Origin of the sequence: Streptomyces sp. NPDC052396, from assembly GCF_044593195.1 — a bacterium.
GTDB lineage: Bacteria > Actinomycetota > Actinomycetes > Streptomycetales > Streptomycetaceae > Streptomyces.
Window position 1 is genome coordinate 19676 of the sequence record NZ_JBIUAW010000008.1, and the last position, 19189, is coordinate 38864.

Genomic DNA, 19189 nt, shown 5'->3' on the forward strand with positions numbered 1-19189 from the left:
CCATGAGGTACGAGCCGGGCCGAGGCATCACGCCGGGATGGTGAGGAGCTTCTGGCCGTTGCCGGCGTAGATGTCGAAGTGACTGATCGTTCCTGGGGACATGGGTACCGTCCCGAAGATCATGGCGTCGCCCGGGTACCTGCCCGCCTGCCAGGTGGCGGCGGTCGCCGTGGCGCCCGTGACCCCGACCGCTTGCAGCCTGCACGTGATCCCGGGGGGCGCTCCCTTGGCCGAGACCTGCAGGGCGCTGCCCCAGGCGGCGGGCGAGACCTTCACCGAGGCGGACACGCCAGTGGTGGGGTCGCTTGCAGACAAAGTGCGAGCCGGAGCCGGTGACGTCGGTGCGGGCTGTGCCACCTGGCTGCTCGTGGACGCGATGACGGCCAGCCACGTGCCGCCCGACGCCGCCGCCGCGATGAGCGTCGTGGCCGCGGCGACCGCCACCAGCTGCCTCCGCCAGACGGTACGACGTCGGTACGCGGCCTGCTGGAGCAACCGGTCAAGCCGGGTTTGCTCGAATCGCCGCGGTACGCCCGGTACGGCAGCGGCCGCAGGCTGCGGCTGCGCGCTTTCCGCGGCCCGCCGTACGAGCCGGTCGGCCAGTTCCTCGCTTGCTGCGGGCGCGGCCTCCCCTGCGGCCTCGGCCTCGGCCACGCTGACCGTCGCGAGCAGCGCGGGCAACCCCGCCAGTTCGGCATGCTCGGCCCGGCACTCGTCGCATTCCGCGAGGTGGGCGCGCACCTGCTTCGCCTCCGCCGGGGACAGTGTTCCCAGCACGTATCCACCCAAGGAGAACCGGACGGCGTCATGGTCGCCATTCATGGTCCGCACCTCCTCCACGCCGCTGTCACGGCTCGATACCCCGTTCCTGCAGCGCCAGCCGTAGCGCCTTCAAGGCGTAGTACGTCCGCGACTTCACGGTGCCTACCGGAATGTCGAGCACCTCCGCGGCCTCGACCATCGTCCGGCCCTTGTAGTACGTCTCCAGCAGCACGGCCCGGTGGTCCGGGGACAGAGTCCGGATGGCGTCGGCCATCGCCCAGCTTTGCAGCGCCTGCTCGATCTCGTCTTCCCCGGACGTCCGCTCCGCGACCCGTTCCAGCGCCTCGCCATCGACCTCGGTCGGCCTGGCCCGGCGGGCCCGGTGGGCGTCGATGACCAGATGCCGGGCAACCGTGCACAGCCACGCCCGAGCCGGTCCGCGCTCGGGGTCGAACGCCGCCGGGTGCTGCCAGGCCCGCAGCAGTGTCTCCTGCACGACATCCTCGGCCCATTGCCAGTCTCCTGAGGTCAGTCGCAGGGCGAAGTGAAACAGCGGCCCGGCATGCTCCGCGTACAGCATGCGGAGCAGTTCCTCGTCAGCGCGGGAAATGGTCCCCGTATCAGAGACACGGTTCGCGGAGCGATCCGGCTCACTCGTTGGACCGCGCTTCCGGAGACTCCACGCCATAAGACGATCATCGCATATTGCGCAAACATTTGAAATCTCACAAAAGACACTTACGCGCCGAACCGCGCAACCCCCCGGCACCCGTGGAACCCCCTCGGGGCCGCCCCACCGTGCGGCCCATGCACACGCCTCCCGACCATGCGCTGCGGCTCTCTGCCAGAGCAGTTGCTCCAACAAACCGGGCTCGGGCACCTGCGGCATGGACCGCCCGGTGGGCGGATCAGCCTGCTGTGGGCTGGGGTTGGCGCGGGGCGCGACTCATCGCAGCAACCGGTCCGCACGGTCCTCGCGATGCGAGGCCTCGGCGGACGCCACCGGACGTGACCACGCCACCCCCGCCTACCAGGCCGGCAACCCCACATGATCACGGCCACGGCGCGACGGGTGCGAGTCCGTCGAACCGTATGGCGTCCGCCGCCCGTGGAAATGAACAAGCGCCACTACTGGGCAGACGGAACTGGCTTTATGGCCCAGTCGGGCTCCGGAGCAGGCGCCCGGGGTACTTCTTTGCGGCACACGCTCGTTCAGTGGTGCCGGTGACCGTCTGGCCCGAAGTGGCCCACGTGGTCGAAGTGCGTGGCCACCGATTGCCCCAGCCCATCACCCATCACAGGGAGCCACAGAAAATGAACGGGAAGCACAAGATACTCGCTGTTCTGACCGGAACTGCGCTGGCAGCCGGACTCACTGGCCTGGCCCCCGCGTCCGCCGCCACCACATCTGATCACTCCCCAACCCTGCGCGCCGCCGCCCCGCCCTCCGGGATGTCGGTCGTGGAGTGGAACCGTGAGCTCATTACCGTCCTGAGCGATCCGAAGGCCCAACCGCCCACCATCCACCCCACGCGCAGCTTCGCGCTCCTTCAGGCCGCCGAGTACGACGCGGTGGTATCGGTCAACCGGACCGGCCCTGCCTACTTGTTCTCGGTGTCGGCGCCGCGAGGCGCCCGTGCGGATGCCGCAGCGGACCAAGCAGCCCACGATGTGCTGGTGGCCCTGTACCCGGCCAAGAGCGCAAGCGTGGACCGGCGGCTGAGCAGCCAGCTGTCCGCGATTCCCAACGACCCCGGTAAGCAGGCGGGCACTCGCGTGGGAGCCGAGGTCGCCCGCCGACTGATCAGCTTGCGATCCCATGATGGGTCCTCGGCCAAGCCGCCGCCGTTCAGTCCCGGCAACGTGGCCGGCGGCTACCGGCCCACACCGCCCGACTTCCCCACACCGGTGTTCACCAACTGGGGCTCGGTCAAGCCATTCGTGCTGGCCAAAGGAAGCCAGTTCCGCCCGGCGCCGCCGTCGGCCGTCAGCACCGCCGAATACGCCACAGCCCTGAATGAGGTCAAGAGCCTGGGGAGCAAGACCAGTACCACCCGCACCCCCGATCAGACCGCAGCCGGGAAGTTCTGGGCGGCGGCGCCCCTCTGGAACGTCTGGAATCAGATCGCGCAGGACCTCGTCACCTCCCAGCACGCAAGCCTGGACCAGGCGGTGAAGGTCTTCGCCCAGCTCAACCTGTCCCTCGCCGACACCACGATCGCGATGTACGACGCCAAGTACGCCTACCACGTATGGCGGCCCGTGACCGCCATCCGGCTCGGCGGTACGCACTACAACCCGCGCATCGATGGCGATCCCAACTGGACCCCCCTGCTGCCGACCGCCCCGGATCCGTCCTACCCCGCCGCCCACGGCGCTCTCAGCCAGGCGGCGGCAACAACGCTCACCAGGTTCTACGGTGCACAGCACCACCTCGTGGTGACATCGAAGGGCGTCTCCCGAACCTTCGCCGGCTTCCAACAAGCCGCCACCGAAGCATGGCTCAGCCGGATATGGGCCGGCCAGCACACCTCCATCGACAACCGGGCAGGCCAGCAACTCGGCACGCAGGTCGCCGATTTCGTGGCCCGACACATCTGACTGCCCACGGCCGTGCGGCATCAACGCGCCGCATGGCTCTGGCCCAGGGCCAGCTGTACCCAGCGTATCGGGTACAGCTGGCCCGAACATTGTGCGGGCCTTGGCCGCCGAGCCCTTGGCGAGTGTGAACATCCGGGCCAACTGCACCGGGCGTCACCGGACTTGGCCCAGGCGTGTCCCCGCCCGCTCAGCACCGCCCAGGCCGCGTTCTGTGCATCGGCCGCATCCGACTTCCCACGCCGGCGACGGTCCGCACGGTCTTGGCCGGTGATGAGCACCGGAAGGATCCCGTCAAGCGGACGCCGCACCGCCGAGGCCGACACGGCTTGCGCCGTCCCCCGCCATTCACGTGCTCGGGAACAGCGGCCCGCCCGCCATGAGGCCCCCGTCGACAACGAGGATGTGCCCGGTGACGTAGCTCGCCTGGCCGGAACCCAGGTACTGGACGGCCTCGGCGATCTCCTCCGGGGCACCCGCCCGGTGCATGGGCAGCACCGAATCGACCGCGTCACGCGCCGTGTCATCGCCGGTGAACCGCTCGTACATAGCGGTCCGGGTGTAGCCGGGCGCGACCGCGTTTACCCGGATACCGTAAGCGGCGCCTTCGAGTGCGGCCGCCTTGGTGATGCCGACGACGGCGTGCTTGCTCCCGACGTACAAGGCCGCCCCGGGGTAACCCATCAGACCGTAGCCGGAGCTGACGTTGACGATGCTGCCGCCGCCCTGTTCCCTCATGACCCGGAACTCGTGCTTCAGGCACAGCAGCGTTCCCTTGACGTTGGTATCGAAGGTGGCCTGGTAACTCTCGTCGGTCACCTCGGTGATGGGGCCGGGTGTTCCCTCGGTGCCGGCGTTGTTGAAGGCGACATTGACCCGCCCGAACCGCGCGACCGCACGGTCGACGAGGTCCTTCACCTCGGCGTCGAAGCGGACGTCGGCGCGCACGAACTCGGCCGGGGCACCGAGGTCGGCCAGCTCCCTGGCAAACTGCTCGCCCACGTCCTCGTGGCGGCCGGAGACCACAAGGTTCGCGCCTTGACGGGCGTACGCCAAGGCGGTGGCGCGGCCGATACCGGTAAGCGCGCCCGTGATGAGGACGACGGGATCAGACACCTCGAGGGTCCTTCCTGCAATCACCCAGGTGAACGACGGGCAAGCGGTTCGGAACGCGCACGACACCGGGTTGCTCTTCAGGCCGGGGCGTATCTTCCGCTACGCCCGCAAGGAAGGTTTCCCAGCCGACGACAGCCGCATCGGACCGACCGCCGCACCCATCGAACGGCGGCACTCGATGACCCGTATGTCCCACGGACGGCGGGCGGGACAGACGACCCGGAAGCGGTCACGCGGGCGGGAGCCGAACGCCGCACCACAGTCCCCCCCGGCGCTCCAGCACCTCCTATTGAGGGCCTACGGCGGCGAGGGAGTGGTGGACGGCGGAGACGACGACGGAGCCTTCGCCGACGGCGGAGGCGATGCGTTTGACGGACCCGGCACGGACGTCGCCGACCGCGAAGACGCCGGGCAGGCTGGTCTCCAGTCCGGTTGGCTGTGCGCCGTCGACGTACATCCGGCGGTCGGTGACGTCCGTGCCGACGCGGACGAAGCCCCTGTGGTCGGTGTCCAGGCAGCCGTGCAGCCAGTCGGTGTTGGGGGTGGCGCCGAGCATCAGGAAGACATTGGCGATCGTGTGGCTCTGCGTGGCGCCGGTCTGGTTGTCGGCCCATTGCACCCGGCTGAGGTGCTCGTCGCCGTCGAAGGCGGTGAGCTCGGTGTGCGGGTGTACAAGGACGCGCTCGGAGGCGTCGATGCGGTCTTGCAGGTAGCGGGACATGTTCTCGGACAGGCCCGGGCCCCGGATGAGCATGTGGACCCGGCGGGCGTGCCGGGAGAGGAAGACGGCGGCCTGACCTGCGGAGTTGGCTCCGCCGACGACCACGACGTCCTCGCCTTCGCACAGGCCCGCCTCCATGAGGGTGGCGGCGTAGTGGATGCCGTTGCCCTCGAACCGTGCCCGGCCGGGCAGGTCCAGTCGGCGGTAGCGCGCGCCGGTGGCCACGACGACCGTCCATGCCCGCACCTGGTCGCCGTCCTCCAGCGTGATCGTGTAGGGCCGCCGGCCACAGTCCAGGCCCACCACCAGGCGTGGCAGAACGATGCGGGCGCCGAACTTCTGGGCCTGGACCTGGGCGCGTCCGGCCAGTGCCTGGCCGGTGACGCCGATGGGGAACCCCAGATAGTTCTCGATCATGGAGGAGGTGGCGGCCTGGCCGCCTGGCGCCTCGGCCTCCAGTACCACGGTGCGCAGTCCTTCGGAGGCGGCGTAGACAGCGGCGGCCAGTCCGGCCGGGCCGGCGCCGACCACAGCCAGGTCGAACACCGCGGTCGGGTCGAGTTCCTCGGCGAGGCCCAGGTGGTGGGCCAGTTCCCGGTTGGTGGGGTTCTCCAGGAACCGGTCGGGCCGGTAGACCACCACCGGCCAGGCCCTGCGGCCGTCCAGGCCATAGCGGCTCAGCAGCTCCCGGTCGCCTGGACCTCCGGCAGGGTCGATTCCAGTAACGGGGTAGCCATTACGCTCGAGGAACCGCAGCACACGCAGGGTGTCGGCGGTGGTGGGCGGGCCGGCGACCAGCACGGTGGCCTGACCATGCTGGATCAGGCCCAGGCGGCGCAGGATCAGGGCTCGCATCACGGTCTCGGAGATGTCCGGTTCCGCCGCCAGCAGGCGGCGGAACTGCGGCCGGTGCAGGCGCACCACTTGCCCATCCTCGCCCATCCGGCCGTTGACCAGGGTCTTACGGTCGTTGAACAGGTCCAGCTCACCGGTGAACTGGTGAGGGCCGTGCACCGTGATGACCTGGCATGTGCCGTCCGGGGCTTGGTGGTAGACCTCGATGCTGCCCTGGAGAACGACGAAGAAGTCCGCGCTCCGGTCTCCGCGCCGGAACAGCACGGTTCCGGCGCGGAGGTCCTCGACCTGCCCGAAGCAGCGGGTCCGAGCCACCTGCTCGTCGGCGAGCCGGGGGAAGGTCTGCGCCATCCGCCGATAGGGATCTGCCGTATCCATGTCCGTACCGGACTCGGTCGGAATGCGCATGCCGCTGCTGATACTCATCAGCCCCACCACCACTCCCGTGGAACCGGCCGGTGCTTCCCGCCGGCGCCCGGCTGAATTGAATGCGCTGTCAGGACCTCTCCAGTGTCCTCCCGCGCCCCGCGAAGCGCCCCGACGGCTGTTTCCCGCCTGGCCTGCGGCGACTACCGGTCGCGCGGCAGGAGGCCAGGTGCGGTGCGGGGTGAAGGGAGCAACGATGGTGGTGCGCCCTGCGAAGGGGTCGTCCTCCGGGACGGCCGAGGATCGCAACGCGCCGCGAAGGGCATTGGTGCGGTCGTCGCCGAGTCCACGGAGAGCCGGAGCCCGCAGCGGCCGTCGTCCCCTCAACACCGGAGCCTGGCGACGGTCGCCCTCCCGAGCGGTACCGACAACCCTCGCCCAGCTCTCGGCAGTTGAGGCCAAGATCCGGACCATACCCGGACCAACGCTCTCCCAACGGCAGTCAAGGCCGCCATCACAACAGGTCAGCACCACTACGAGCGCTGCACCACCAGCAGACCAAGAACCTCCTGGTGTCCTACTCCCCCAAGAAGCTCGGCTTCTTCTAGGGGAGTTGGGCGGGCCGGTGTCCCGCGCCAACACATCGCACCGGCCCGCCGGCCGGCCCCCGGCTCCTGTTTTCAGCGGTCCCCGGCGATTCGATTCTCCCCTACGAAAAGGGCCAACCGATCAAACTGTCATAGAACTTCAGAATTACCCTCCCCACCCGATCTGAATTGGCGTCAGCACGCCTTGCTCCACTAGAATTTGCCCACGTACCAGCAATAAGGAAGGGCGCCGTCCATGGGCACGAAATTCATTGAGGTCGACGAATCCCACAAGGGTCAGTCCGGTGTGGAAGAAGGGGTGAAGACGATCGAGGTCGGCGGTCAGACGATCACGACGCCCATTTACGTCAAGCGAATCGACTTCGACGATCTCGCCCCCGAGGTGACCGAAAATCTGACCACGGTCAGGTTCGCCGTAACGGTGACCGAGGAAATGGAGGACCTGACCGGGGAGGTGGACGAGGACGGTTCGCCGGTGACGGAAATCAAGGAAATCCAGGTGCCCAAGTGGCTCGAAATCGACCTGGGCGCCGAGTCGTTGAAGCAGTACGAGGACGTCATGGCGCCCTTCTACGCCGCCGCCCGCGAAACCGAGGCGCCGACCGTGCCCATGCCTCGCAAGCGCCGTAAGAAGTGACTCCACGCCCCTCTCCTCCCGTCAGGAGAGGGGCTTCTCCGCTGAGGGACGCCTGGGGAAGCCGTGCATCGCGTCGGCGACAACGCCGAGCTGTACGGGCCTTGGGGTCAGGTCGGGGGTGTCCCCGTGCGATGCACGGTGCGGGCCGCTGGGGGCTGGTCGCGCCCACGCGGCGGAGCCGCATCATGCAACTGCCCCGCGCCCCTTACGGGGCGCGCTGTGATGCGGAGCCGAAGGCCCGGCCACCGTCGTGCCATGGCGCGACCCTGGCCCCCACCCCGCTCAACGCCGTTCGGCTGCCAGGGAGTTGTCAGCCGGCACCGCGCCGGGTGATCTGCTGCTGCGGTTGAAGGCGATGATCGAGATCACGATGACCGTGAACCCGACGATCTGCGACACGGTCGGGCGCTGGCCCAGTACCGGCCAGGCGATCAGGCCCGCGGCGATCGGTACCCCGTAGAAGTACGACGCCACCCGGTCCGCGCTCTCCGAGCGCATCAGGATGAACAGCAGGCTGAGCGCACCGATGGACACCCCGACCGACATCCACAGTTCCGAGAACAGCAGCTTGGGCGTCCAGTGGATGACGCCCTTCTCGAAGATCAGCGCGCCGGCGAGCATGACGACGGCCGACGAGCCGGACTGGACGAAGCCATTGACCAAGGGGTGTGCGCCGGGGTTCTTCATCTGGAAGTAGAACTGTCCAGTGGACACTCCCGCCAGGCCGAGGAAGCCAAAGGCGATATTGGCCGGGGTGAGCCCGGATGACGACTCCAGGCCCCGGTACACCGTGATGGCGACACCGACGACCCCGCCGACCAGGGCCAGTACCGACAGCGGCCGTACCTTTCTGGCGGTCACGGCGGAGACCATCAGCCACACCACAATGGGCTGGAGCGCGATGATCAGCGCGGAGACCGCGGGGGTCATCCCCCGGTAGAGGGCGTAGAACACCCCGACGGAGAACACGCCTTGGAGCAGGATGCCGCTGATGATGAGGTGGATATAGCCGGAGCGCGGCCAGTCGATCCTCAGGCATATGACGAGGACAAACAGGACAACCGCGGTGGTGCCGAACCGGATTGCCAGGTAGTACAGAGGCTCCGCATAGGGCAGGCCATAGCGGCCGCCCACAAATCCCGATCCATAGACGACGACGAATGCCAGGGCGATGAGCGAGCCCTTGAGATTCCTGTGCCCGCCGGTCACTGGCGCACGCCGGCCTTGGTGTCGGCCCACTCCGCCGGTATGTCGGCCAGTTGGCCGGTCAGTTTGTGACATGGCCGAGCACATCGACTTCGGAGAAGCGCGGCGAAATCGTCACCTTCACGTTTTACCCCCGAGTGGTTCACTTGTTCGATTAATGACAGTGTCTCACCGCACACCTTCCGCAGGCTGTGAGGTGAGACACGCCTGACGTCATGTCACGAACGCGCGGCCCGATGCCGGGCGATGCCGGCGGATGGAGTCAACCGGTTTATGAGGCCCTAACCGGCGTCGTCGCATGGGGAGTTGGGAACGCCCGCTCACAGTGCGGCCAGGGCCGCCGACGCCTGTGCCGCCTCCGGCGCACCCAGCGCGCCGAGGAGTTCCACGGCCTCCGCCAGCCGCACCCTGGCCCGCTCCGGCTCCCCGGCCGCCGCCAGGGCGGTGCCCAGCAGCCTGAGGGTCCGTGCCTCCGCCGCCCGCCAGCCGAACCGGCGCGCGGCCGCCAGGGCCCGTTCGCCGCATTCCACGGCCTCCCGGGTCCGGTTTCCGGCCAGTTGAGCGGCGGTCTCCGACACCGAGTTCAGCACCTCGAACGCGGGGTATCCCATCCGGACGCCGAGTTCGGTGCTCTCCCGGTGCCGGGCGATCGCCTCGTCCGTGTCCCCCCGGTGCCGGGCCACCACCCCCAGGTTGTAGAGGGCGTACGCCTCCCCGTACCGGTTCCCCGATTCCCGGGCCGGCGCCAGGGTGGCCCGGCAGGTCTCGGCCGCCTCATCGAGGCGGCCCAGGCGCAGCAGGGAACTGACGCTGTTCAGGCGGGCGTTGGTGACGCCCCAGGTGCTGCCGCAGGCCTCCCCCGCAGCGATGGCCTCGCGGAAGCGTGCCTCGGCCGGCGCCCACTCTCCCCGGAACTGCCGCAGCAGCGCCTGGCGGTTGAGGATCTCGGTCCGTACCGCCTCGTCCGCCGCCGCCCGGGTGGCGGACTCGGCGTCCTGGAGCACCCGTTCCGCCTCGTCGAACCGGGCCAGTTGGGTCAGCGCGGTGCCGAGCATGTATCCGGCGCGTCCCGCCGCCCGTGGCTGTCCCCGCTCCCCGGCGGCGCGCAGGATCCGGCGGGCCGGGGCGACCAGGGCGGCCCAGAGGAACGAGCCGTCCAGCAGCGGCTCCAGGGCCAGCAGCACATCGGCGGCCAAGGCGGCCGACGAGGGGTCCGCTGCCGGCGCCTGGCCGGCGACGGCCAGCACCGCCTCGTGCCCGGACACCGCCAACTGCCGTTCGCTGCCCGGGGAAGCGGTGGGCATCAGCTGCCCGGCGACCGGATGGCCGGGGCGCTGCACGGCGTAGCAGAGCCGGGCGGAGGCAAGGAAGTGGTCGAGGAGCCGGGTGAGGGCCGCCGCCCGATCCTCGGGCCGGTCGAGTTCCCGCGAGCGCCCGGCCGCGAAGGCGCGGAGCAGATCGTGGTAGCGGTAGATCTCCGGGCCGGGGGATTCCAGCAGCCCCAGCTCGGCCATCCGCTCCAGGTGCCGGCCGGCCTCCGCCGGGGACAGCCCCGCGAGTGCCGCCGCGCCCGCCACATCCGTCGCCCCCTGACGGGGCAGGGCCAGCAGCCGGAACAGCCGGGCCTCCTGGTCGTCGAGCAGGTCATAGCTGAGCCGGAAGCAGGCCGCCACGCCGTCCTCGCCGCCGGTCAGCGCGGCGAGGGACGGCCGGTGGTGGTCCAGCAGGCGGACGAAGTCGGACAGCGACCATGCGGGCCGGGTGGCCAGCCGTGCCCCAGCGAGCCGCAGGGCGAGCGGCAGCCCGCCGCACCGTTCGGCCAGCGCCGCGGCCTCCGCCGGCTCGGCCGCGACCCGCTCCTCCCCGATGATCCGGCCCAGCATGGCCAACGCCTCCGCCGGCGGCAGCACATCGAGCCACAGCCGCGGCGCGGCCGTCAGCTCGGGCAGCGTCCCCCGGCTGGTCACCAGCACCGCACAAGCCGGTGAGCCGGGCAGCAGCGGTGCGATCTGCGCCTGGTCCCGGGCATCGTCGAGCACCAGCAGGACCCGCCGGCCCGCCAGCCGCGACCGGTAGAGCGCGGCGCGCCCCTCCGGATCGTCCGGGATCGCGGCCTGCGGCACACCCAGCGCCCGGAGAAAGGCGGCCAGCACCGCGGCGGGGTCCGCCGGATCCTCCCGTACGCCCCGGAGATTGGCGTACAGCTGCCCGTCCGGGAAGTGTGCCCGCAGACGCTGGGCCACCCGCACCGCGAGCGTGGTCTTGCCGACACCGCCCATCCCGCCCACCGAGGCGATCACCACCGACTCGGCGCCGCCCGGCGTCAGCGCCTTGAGCAGAGCGCGCACCGCCTCGGCGCGTCCGGTGAAGTCCCCGGGAACATAAGGGAGCTGGGCCGGCGGGGGCAGTGCGGACGCAACCGGACGGGCGGCTTCCGCTGCCCGGCCGCCAGGTGCCAGCGCCGCCTTGATCAGGGTCCGCAGCCGCCCGTTGAGGGGGTACTCCGCACACAGCCCGGTCAGTTCGGGGACCAGCCGGGTGTGCCGCCCCAGCCGCAGATCGAGCTCGATCCGCTCCAGCAGCACCGTCAGCCTGAGCTCCGCGAGACGCTCGCGCTGGATACGGGCATACGGTCCGGGCAGTCCGTCGAGGGGCACGCCCCGCCATAACTCCAGCGCCCGGGCCAGCAGTTCCCCCGCCACGCCCGGCTCACCGGCCGCCGCCCGGGCCCGGGCCCGGGCGGCCTGTTCCTGGAACTCATCGAGGTCCAGCGCCCCTTGCGCGAGGTGCAGGGTGTACGCCTGGCCATGGGTGGCGATCCGCGGCCCGAGCACCCGGCGCAGCCGGTGGATATACATCCTGACCGTGCCCACCGCGCTGCGCGGCGGTTCCTCGCCCCAGAGGCCGTCGATCAGTTCGTCCAGCCCCACCGCCGCATCGCGCCGCAGCAGCAGCATGGCGAGCACGGTGCGCTGCTGAGGCGAGCCAAGGGCGAGCGGTGTGCCGCCCAGGCGTGCCTCCACCGCTCCCAGCACGGAGTAACACGGCTCGGCCGGACCGCCGTTCATGGTTCTCTCCCCCGCTCCCCCACGGTGTGGGCGCAGTGCATGGGAACTCCCGTCCGTCCCCTGTCCGATACTGAAGTTCTTGATCATCAGGAGCGTACCCAAGGCATCGAGGGAGGTCAGGCGTGCGGACCGGGGTGGCGGACGGCGAACGCCGGGGTGATACGGAGTTGGCCTTCCGCTTGCTGGGGCCGGTGGGGATCCGGCTGCGGGGGCGGCCGGTGCGTCCGGGCCCGCCGCGGCAGCAGGCGGTCCTCGGCATCCTGCTGCTGCGGCCGGGGCAGCCGGTCGCACCGGACGAACTGGTCGCCGGCGTCTGGGGAGATGAGGCCCCGGACCGTGCCCTCGGAAGCCTGCGCACCTACGCATGGGCCCTGCGCGCCCTGCTGGAACCCGGCCGCGCCGTCCGGGAGCCGGGCCGGGTCCTGGTATCGGACCGGGGCGGCTACACGCTTCGGGTGCCGGCGGAGTCGGTGGACACCACCCTGTTCGAGCGGCGCCTGGGCGCGGCCCGGGAAGCCCGCGAACGCGGCGAAGTGGCGGTGGCGCACGGCCTGCTGGCGGAAGCCCTCGCGCTATGGGGCGGGGAGCCGCTCTCCGGAGTGCCGGGTCCGCACGCCGAGCGGCAGCGCACCCGGCTCGCCGGACTGCGGCTGACGGCCCTGGAGCGGTACTTCGCCTGCGCCCTGGATCTCGGCATGCACCAGGGGGCCGTACCCGAACTGGCCGCGCTCGCCCAGGAGCACCCGCTCGACGAGAAGCTGCGGTGTCTGCTGATGCGCGCCCTCGCCGGCTGTGGGCGGCAGGCCGAGGCGCTGCGGGTGTACGACGGCATGCGCCGGCTGCTGGCCGATGAACTCGGTGTCCCGCCCGGCCGCGAACTGACCGCTCTGCGGGTGGAGTTGAGCACCGGCGGTACGGAAGGGCGGCGCGCGACCGATCGCCCGGCCCGGCTTCCCCCGGAATCGGCGGCGTTCACCGCCCCCCGGGCGATCCTGGACCAGGCGGAACGGGTGCTCCGTGGGGCGACCCTGGATCAGGGCGTGGCGGTGGCGGTGGCGGTGGCGGTGATCACCGGGACCGGCGGGACCGGCGGGGCCGGGAGGACGGCGCTCGCGGTCCAGCTGGCGCACCGGGCCGCCGACGCCTTCCCCGACGGGCAGTTGTTCGCCGACCTGCGCGGGACCGGCCCCCAACCCGCCGACAGCGCCGACATCCTGGCGGATTTCCTGCGCTCCCTCGGAGTGCCGGCCGGTGAGGTTCCGGGTGAGACGGAGCAACGCGCCGCCCTGTACCGGTCCATGCTGGCGGGGCGGCGTGTCCTGGTCGTGCTGGCCGATACCGCGGACGCCGCGCAGGTCACCCCGCTGCTGCCCGGCACGCCCGGCTGCGCGGTCCTGGTCACCGGCCGCAGCCGCGTCCTGGTCCTGCCCGGGGCCGTGCACTACTCCCTCGGGCCCTGGCACCGGACCGGGGGGCGAGGCGAGTCCGCCCCCGGTCATCTGCCGCCCGGCCAGGCGCGCGCCTTCCGGCTGCTCGCCCGGTGCGGTGCCGGCGAGTTGTCCGTCGACGCGGTCGCCGCGTCCCTGGGCACCGGCGCGCGGGAAGCGGAGCGCATCGCGGAGGCGCTGGTGGACGCCGGGCTGCTGGACACCCACGCCCCCGGCCGGTACCGGCTCCATGACCCGCTCCGGCCGGAGTAGTTCAGGCCAGTAGGAGGGCGCGGTCCCAGCGGGTGGCCGGGGCGGTGTCGGTGGCGAAGGTGTGCAGGGCCAGGGCCGCGCCCGCCGCGCCGGTGAGAAAGCCGGCCGGGTCGCTGGTGATGCCGTGCTGGACCAGGGGCGGGACCAGGCCGAACGGGTCGTCGGGATCCGCGAGTTCCAGCACGCGCTCGGCCAGCCAGGGCAGCTGGGCCCGCAGCACCGGGTCGCCGGTGTCATCCGCCATCCGCCAGGCGGCCTGGAGCAGGCCGCTCCAGCCGTGGCACAGCCCCGCGTCCTTGAGCCGGTCGGCGGCCGGGCCGCCATGGGCCCGCCGGGCGCCGGACAGGGCGGCCCGCAAGGCGGCGACCGCGGCCTCGCGCCACTCGGCGCTGTCCAGGGCGCGTCCGGCCAGGTACAGGGCCCGGGCGATGCCGGCCGTGCCGTAGCACCAGGACGGCCGGCCGGGGGCGCTCTCCCGGGGGACGACCTCACCACCGGGGCCGAGGACCATGGTGCGCGGCCACCAGGGGCCGTCCTCGCCGTCCTGCCGGATGTCCATCAGCCACCGGGCCAGGACCTGGATGGCCGCGTCCTGTCCGGGGACGGTCACACCGGCCTCCCGGGCCAGGGCGAGCAGGGCCAGCGGGCCGGGGACGCCATGGGCCAGTCCGGCGTTGGCGTGTCCGGTCTCCACCGTGGCCGGCGCCAGGCCCTCCTGGAACTGTGCGGTCCACCAGCCCGGCAGGACCCGGCCGTTCACCCGGAGCGGTGCGGTCAGCCCGGTGAGTGTGGTCAGCACCTCGGCGAGCACGCCGAAGCGGCAGGGGTCGTCGAGAAGATGGGCGCCCAGGCCCGCCAGGCCGGAAATGGCGTCATAGGTGCCGATGCTCACACACGCGCCGTCCTGCGGGCGCCGTTGCCGCTCCCACCGGGCCAGCGCGCGGGCGAAGGCGCGGACCTGGTCGCCGAGGTGCTCGGCCGCCTTGACCGGCCGGTCGGAGATCAGGACGGCCCGGGCCAGGGCGAAGGACAGCGCGGGCACGCCCCGGTAGAGGCCCGGAGGCACGGCCGGGGCGTCGCCCGGGATGGTGCGGGCACGGGCGACGGCCTCGCTCAGCCAGCGGTGGGCGGTCCGCCGGGCCGGCTGGTCGGCACCGCCGCGTTCGAGGTGCAGCAGAGCGATGCCCGGGATGCCGTCGGCCAGGCCCAGGGCCCACTCGAACTGCTGCCGTGGTGGCAGCAGTTCACGGACGTGCTCGGGGTCGCCGAGCCGCCGGGCGATGTCCGCGGACAGGACGGCCGCTCTCTGTCGTGGGTTCATGCCAGGGCCCGTTCCCGGTCGAGGTGGGCGCGTACGGCCATACGCGCCAGCGCCAGTGATTCCTCCTCGGCCCGGCGGTCGGCGCCCGCCAGCCGGTTGTGGTGCAGGTGCAGCAGCGATGCCACCGCGGTGCCGGGCTCGCACCAGGCGGCGTCGCCGAGCTGCCGCAGCCGTGCCCCATAGGCGGCGACGGCGGGACCGCGCCGTTCCCACACCCGCAGCAGTTCCGCCCCGCCGGGGAGCCAGCCGAGATGGTGCCAGTTGCCCTCGGGGTCGATGATCCGGCGGGCTTCGCGTCTGAGGGCGATGGGGGCGGCGCGGTGCCCTTCGGGCCTTTCGCCGGCCAGGAGTTCACGGGCGGCGGCATCGCAGTCGGCGTCATCGGCGTGGAAGCGGTGCAGCAGGTCGACATAGTTCGCCGCCGCGAGAAGACGCGGATCCAGGCCGAGGGTGCCGGCCCGGCTGAGGGCCAGCTGTTCCAGGCAGGCGCGGCTGTCGGCCCGGAAGGCCGCCTCGGCGGCGGCCATGGCCGCGGGACCGCCGTAGCGCTCCCACTCGGGTTCATAGCCGTCGATGACCAGCCGGCCGCACAGGCCCCGCCGTTCGAGTTGCTGGTGCCACTGCCCCAGCCTGGGCAGCAGTTCGGCACCGAGGGCTGCCGGGTCGCCGTGGAAGCGCAGTCGCAGATGCGGTGCGGGATCGCGGTAGCGCAGGAAGAACCACCGGTCGACCGCCTCGGGCAGCATGCCCAGCAGCGTGGGCAGCCGCTGGGTGAGCAGGGCGTCCTGGCGCTCGGGAGCGCAGTAGAGCTTGGCGTAGAGCCATCGCGAACCGGGGCCGTAGGTGGTGTGGGGGCGGGCCGGGCCGAAGGCGGGGGGCAGGGCGTGGCCGGCGGTGGTGCGCACCAGGGGGAAGGCGACCTCGGTGGGCCGGCCGCCGGCCCAGGCGTTGCCGTAGTCCCCGCCGGCGGGCGGCTCCTGGAGGCAGGCGTCCGGGTGGCGCTGCCATTCATGGCGCAGCAGTTCCAGCTGCGCGGGGTCGTCCAGGTCGAGGGGGATGCGGTGGTCGCCATGGACGGAGGCCACCTGGCGGGGCACTCCCGCCCTGCGGCGCCAGTGCTCGAAGCGGCGCCGCCAGTCGTGCGGTTCGGTGGCGGGGCCGTACAGGGCGGGATCGGCGGGGCGCCAGCGGGCGGGGGCGAGGATGGTCCGGCCGTGGCGGACCCGTGGCAGGTACGGCAGGGCCAGCGCGGCCCCCCAGTCCCAGCCCGGCCAGGCGTTCTCCCCGCTGCGGGCTATCTCCTGCAGGAAACGGGCGGCATCGGGAGCGTTGCCGCGCGGCAGCAGCATGCTGGGCAGGGTGGGGACGATCTCCCGGCCCAGGGTGGCCGACACCAGGGCGAGTCGCTCGGGATCGGCGACAACGGCGAGGTCGGTGAGGGCGAGGTTGTGCCGTGCGGACCGGTCGGTGAAGGTGGAAACGGCGATGGTGTGGTCCAGCCAGCGGGGCACGGTGGCGACGTTCCCGGCCCTGCCGATCCGGGTACGGAAGATCAACTGGGCCCGCAGGGCCTGCCGGTTGCGGGTGGGCACGGCGCGCAGCACCCGGCCGAAGCCTTCGGCGGCGTCGCCCAGCAGGTGGCCGAAGCGCCCGGCGACCGCTCCGGCGACACCGGACGCCCCGCCCACGACCAGCCGGAAGTCGCCGGCCGCCATCGCGTCGACGGAGTCGGCCAGCAGTTCGGCGAGCAGGTCGAAGGACGGGGGTGGTCCGGCGTCGGCGGCCGGGGTTCCGGCGGCGCACAGCGCGGTCAGCAGTCCGTCGTCCAGGACCAGTTCGCGCTCGCCGGCCATGGCCGTCTCCTGGGCCAGGGCCAGCAGTTGCCGGTCGCGCGCGTCCAGGCCCTCGCCGGCCATGGGGGCGGGCGCGGAGCCCGGGGCATAGCCGGCCGGCAGCCCCAGGCCCCGCTCGGGGTCCAGGAGTTCCAGCAGGGGGACGGCCCGGCCCGTGCCATAGCGCTCCAGGAAGTCCCGGTGGAAGGCGCGCAGATGGTGGAGGCCGGGGCGGCCGGCGGCCAGGGCCGTCAGCGTCCGGGCGGCCCGTTCGGCTTCGGCCCGTACGGACTCGGGGAGGCGGATACGCGCGTCCAGCGCGAGGTCCACCTGCACCGTGCGCTCGACCGGGTGGAGTTGGCGCATCCGCGCGGTGACGCCGGCCAGCTCCGCCCGGCCCGCCCCCGGCGGCAGGGCCGCGTACCCGGTCAACTCCTTCCGCACGGTGGCGAGTTCGCCGACGATATGGCGGCTGTCCGGCGAGAGCGTGTCCTGGTGGCCGTCGAGCAGGCCGAGGATATGGTCGAGCGGATCGGTCCCGTCCAGGGGCGGGCGCAGCTCGGTGAGCAGCAGTCCACGCCGGACCAGTTCGGCGGGCATCCGCTCCACCACCGGCGCGGGCGCGTCCGGATAGGCGTCGCGCAGCGCGGCCAGCAGGCCGGTCCAGGCGACCGGGGCGGCGGTGAGTTCCAGGGCGCGGCGCACGGCATCGGTGTGCCGCACCGATATCTCCTGGAGGGGCTGTTCCTGGTCCGCGGTGGGAATGAAGGGCAGCACCAGGCGGTCACCGCGGACCGTACAGAGGTCATTGGCGGTGACCCGGAGCCGGGCGAGCACGGCGGGGTCGCGCTCCAGGCGGTCGACGACACCGGACAGCCAGCCCATGTCCGCCCGGATGTGCTTGGTGTGGCCGGTGCCCCAGTGGGCGGTGGGCTCGGTGGCGAAGCCGGCCGTGCTCACGCCCGCCATCAGGCCGAAGGGGGTGGCCCGGCCGCTCATCCGCAGCCGGTAGCGCGTCACCGCGCGGGCGGCCCGGCGGATCTCCTTGTCCCGTGGGATACGGCCCGTGGCCACGGTGTCGAGGACGGCCGTCAGCGAGGGGCTGGCGAGGGCGATCGCTTCGCGCAGGAGGGGGTCGGCGGCGGCCTGCTGGAGTACGGCGAGGTCGGTGGCCGCGGCGGCTGCCGGGGCGGGCGGCCGTACCGCCGCCCTGAGCAATACGGTTTCGCCGCAGACGAATACCGGGGTCCTGATGTCCTGTCGCACTTCCCTGCCCTTCCCTCGGGTACCGGCCGCTCCGACGCCGGCGGGGCGGAGGGTCCCGCCGGCGCTTGGGGCTCCGGCTAGCAGATGCAGCCGGTCTCGACGGTGCAGACGCGCCCGGTGAGGGGCTGGTGGAAGGAGTAGTAGCCCGCGGCTTCGGCGGAGCCGGTCTCCTCAAAGGACGGCATGGCGATTTCTTCCACATCCAGGTCGAACAGGTTCTCCATGGGAACTCCTCCTGTGGGTGATGGACCGGTCCGTTGTGGCGTCGGCCGGCTATGGAGAAGGAACCTAGGGGCGCCGCATCAACATTTGGTCAACACGACGGCGGGCGTTGTTGATCGACGTCCGCCGGCCGCCGGCCGGACCCTGCGACGGCCGGTTTCCGCACCCGTCCCCGGGCGCAGTATCGAGAGGGGGAGTACGGCGGAGGGGGAGGCGGACCATGACCGTGATCGTCGGGCTGGTACACAACGAACGGGTGCATCTGGGCGGGGACTCGGCCGGAGTCTCCGGCCTCAGAATCACCGTCCGCCGGGATCCGAAGATCTTCCGCAATGGCGCCTACGCCATGGGCTTCACCACCAGCTTCCGCATGGGGCAGTTGCTGCACCACGCGTTCAACGCACCCAAGCCCAAAGGTGAGTTGGACCGCTTTATGGCCACCGTCTTCGTGGACCGGCTGCGGGCCTGCCTGAAGAACGGCGGCTGGGCGCGCAAGGACGACGACCAGGAACAGGCCGGGACATTCCTGGTCGGTGTGCACGGCCGGCTGTTCGCCGTCTACGACGACTACCAGATAGCCGAACCCGCCGACGGATACGCGGCCGTGGGCTGCGGCGGCGAGTTCGCCCTCGGCGCGCTGCACGCCACGGCGGACCTGGGGCTCAAACCACGTGACCGCCTGACCCTGGCCCTCACGGCCGCCGGCCACCACAGCGCCGGCGTCTGCGAACCGTTCACTTACGTCACCGCACGAAAGCAGCGCTCCTGACTGGGGGGCGCCCTATAAGGGGCGCGGGGAACTGCGCGACCAGCCGCAGACGGCCCGCACATACGCAAGGCACTGACCGCGCTCCGCCCCGCCCGGCACCGGCACCGCCCGCGGGGCGGTGTGGTACCGCCGGCGCGCCGTG

The 19189-nt window shown here is 71.8% G+C and carries 13 protein-coding genes; 4 read left to right on the forward strand and 9 right to left on the reverse strand.

What is annotated here, in order from left to right; all coding sequences use genetic code 11:
• Positions 1 to 27: 27 nt before the first annotated feature.
• Positions 28 to 822: an anti-sigma factor family protein gene (locus ACIHFE_RS21550; protein WP_400108809.1), complete on the reverse strand. Its 795-nt coding sequence runs from the start codon at positions 820 to 822 to the stop codon at positions 28 to 30.
• 25 nt (positions 823 to 847) lie between these two features.
• Positions 848 to 1450 carry a sigma-70 family RNA polymerase sigma factor gene (locus ACIHFE_RS21555; protein ID WP_400108810.1) on the reverse strand — a complete coding sequence of 201 codons (603 nt, stop codon included), beginning with the start codon at positions 1448 to 1450 and terminating at the stop codon, positions 848 to 850.
• A gap of 626 nt (positions 1451 to 2076) precedes the next feature.
• Here ACIHFE_RS21555 and ACIHFE_RS21560 point away from each other — a divergent pair.
• Positions 2077 to 3363, forward strand: coding sequence for a vanadium-dependent haloperoxidase (locus tag ACIHFE_RS21560; RefSeq protein WP_400108811.1), 1287 nt, complete (start codon positions 2077 to 2079; stop codon positions 3361 to 3363).
• 345 nt (positions 3364 to 3708) lie between these two features.
• On the opposite strand, the gene ACIHFE_RS21565 is transcribed toward ACIHFE_RS21560, so the two are convergent.
• Together ACIHFE_RS21565 and ACIHFE_RS21570 are read right to left on the reverse strand one after the other, a co-directional pair.
• A complete protein-coding gene (locus tag ACIHFE_RS21565) occupies positions 3709 to 4476 on the reverse strand; it encodes an SDR family NAD(P)-dependent oxidoreductase (RefSeq protein WP_400108812.1) in 768 nt (255 codons plus the stop codon).
• 286 nt (positions 4477 to 4762) lie between these two features.
• Positions 4763 to 6478 carry an FAD-dependent oxidoreductase gene (locus ACIHFE_RS21570; protein ID WP_400108813.1) on the reverse strand — a complete coding sequence of 572 codons (1716 nt, stop codon included), beginning with the start codon at positions 6476 to 6478 and terminating at the stop codon, positions 4763 to 4765.
• 783 nt (positions 6479 to 7261) lie between these two features.
• Between ACIHFE_RS21570 and ACIHFE_RS21575 the strand changes: the two genes are divergently transcribed.
• Positions 7262 to 7663: a hypothetical protein gene (locus ACIHFE_RS21575; protein ID WP_400108814.1), complete on the forward strand. Its 402-nt coding sequence runs from the start codon at positions 7262 to 7264 to the stop codon at positions 7661 to 7663.
• A gap of 282 nt (positions 7664 to 7945) precedes the next feature.
• Here the strand turns inward: ACIHFE_RS21575 and ACIHFE_RS21580 are convergent, their stop codons facing one another.
• Positions 7946 to 8872: a DMT family transporter gene (locus ACIHFE_RS21580; protein ID WP_400108815.1), complete on the reverse strand. Its 927-nt coding sequence runs from the start codon at positions 8870 to 8872 to the stop codon at positions 7946 to 7948.
• Between the two features lie 317 nt (positions 8873 to 9189).
• Positions 9190 to 11937 carry a BTAD domain-containing putative transcriptional regulator gene (locus ACIHFE_RS21585; protein WP_400108816.1) on the reverse strand — a complete coding sequence of 916 codons (2748 nt, stop codon included), beginning with the start codon at positions 11935 to 11937 and terminating at the stop codon, positions 9190 to 9192.
• 122 nt (positions 11938 to 12059) lie between these two features.
• On the opposite strand from ACIHFE_RS21585, the gene ACIHFE_RS21590 reads away from it, so the two are divergent.
• The gene (locus ACIHFE_RS21590; protein WP_400108817.1) at positions 12060 to 13637 is read left to right on the forward strand and encodes a BTAD domain-containing putative transcriptional regulator; all 1578 of its coding nucleotides are present in this window, start codon (positions 12060 to 12062) and stop codon (positions 13635 to 13637) included.
• 1 nt (position 13638) lies between these two features.
• On the opposite strand, the gene ACIHFE_RS21595 is transcribed toward ACIHFE_RS21590, so the two are convergent.
• The 3 genes from ACIHFE_RS21595 to ACIHFE_RS21605 form a co-directional block, all read right to left on the reverse strand.
• A complete protein-coding gene (locus tag ACIHFE_RS21595; protein WP_400108818.1) occupies positions 13639 to 14958 on the reverse strand; it encodes a lanthionine synthetase C family protein in 1320 nt (439 codons plus the stop codon).
• Positions 14955 to 18056, reverse strand: coding sequence for a lantibiotic dehydratase (locus ACIHFE_RS21600; protein WP_400108819.1), 3102 nt, complete (start codon positions 18054 to 18056; stop codon positions 14955 to 14957). The genes ACIHFE_RS21595 and ACIHFE_RS21600 overlap by 4 nt, the downstream gene beginning before the upstream one ends.
• A 77-nt stretch (positions 18057 to 18133) precedes the next feature.
• On the reverse strand, positions 18134 to 18280 hold the full coding sequence (locus tag ACIHFE_RS21605; protein WP_400108820.1) for a hypothetical protein: 147 nt from the start codon (positions 18278 to 18280) through the stop codon (positions 18134 to 18136).
• Between the two features lie 218 nt (positions 18281 to 18498).
• On the opposite strand from ACIHFE_RS21605, the gene ACIHFE_RS21610 reads away from it, so the two are divergent.
• Positions 18499 to 19047, forward strand: coding sequence for a hypothetical protein (locus ACIHFE_RS21610; protein WP_400108821.1), 549 nt, complete (start codon positions 18499 to 18501; stop codon positions 19045 to 19047).
• Positions 19048 to 19189: the final 142 nt, after the last annotated feature.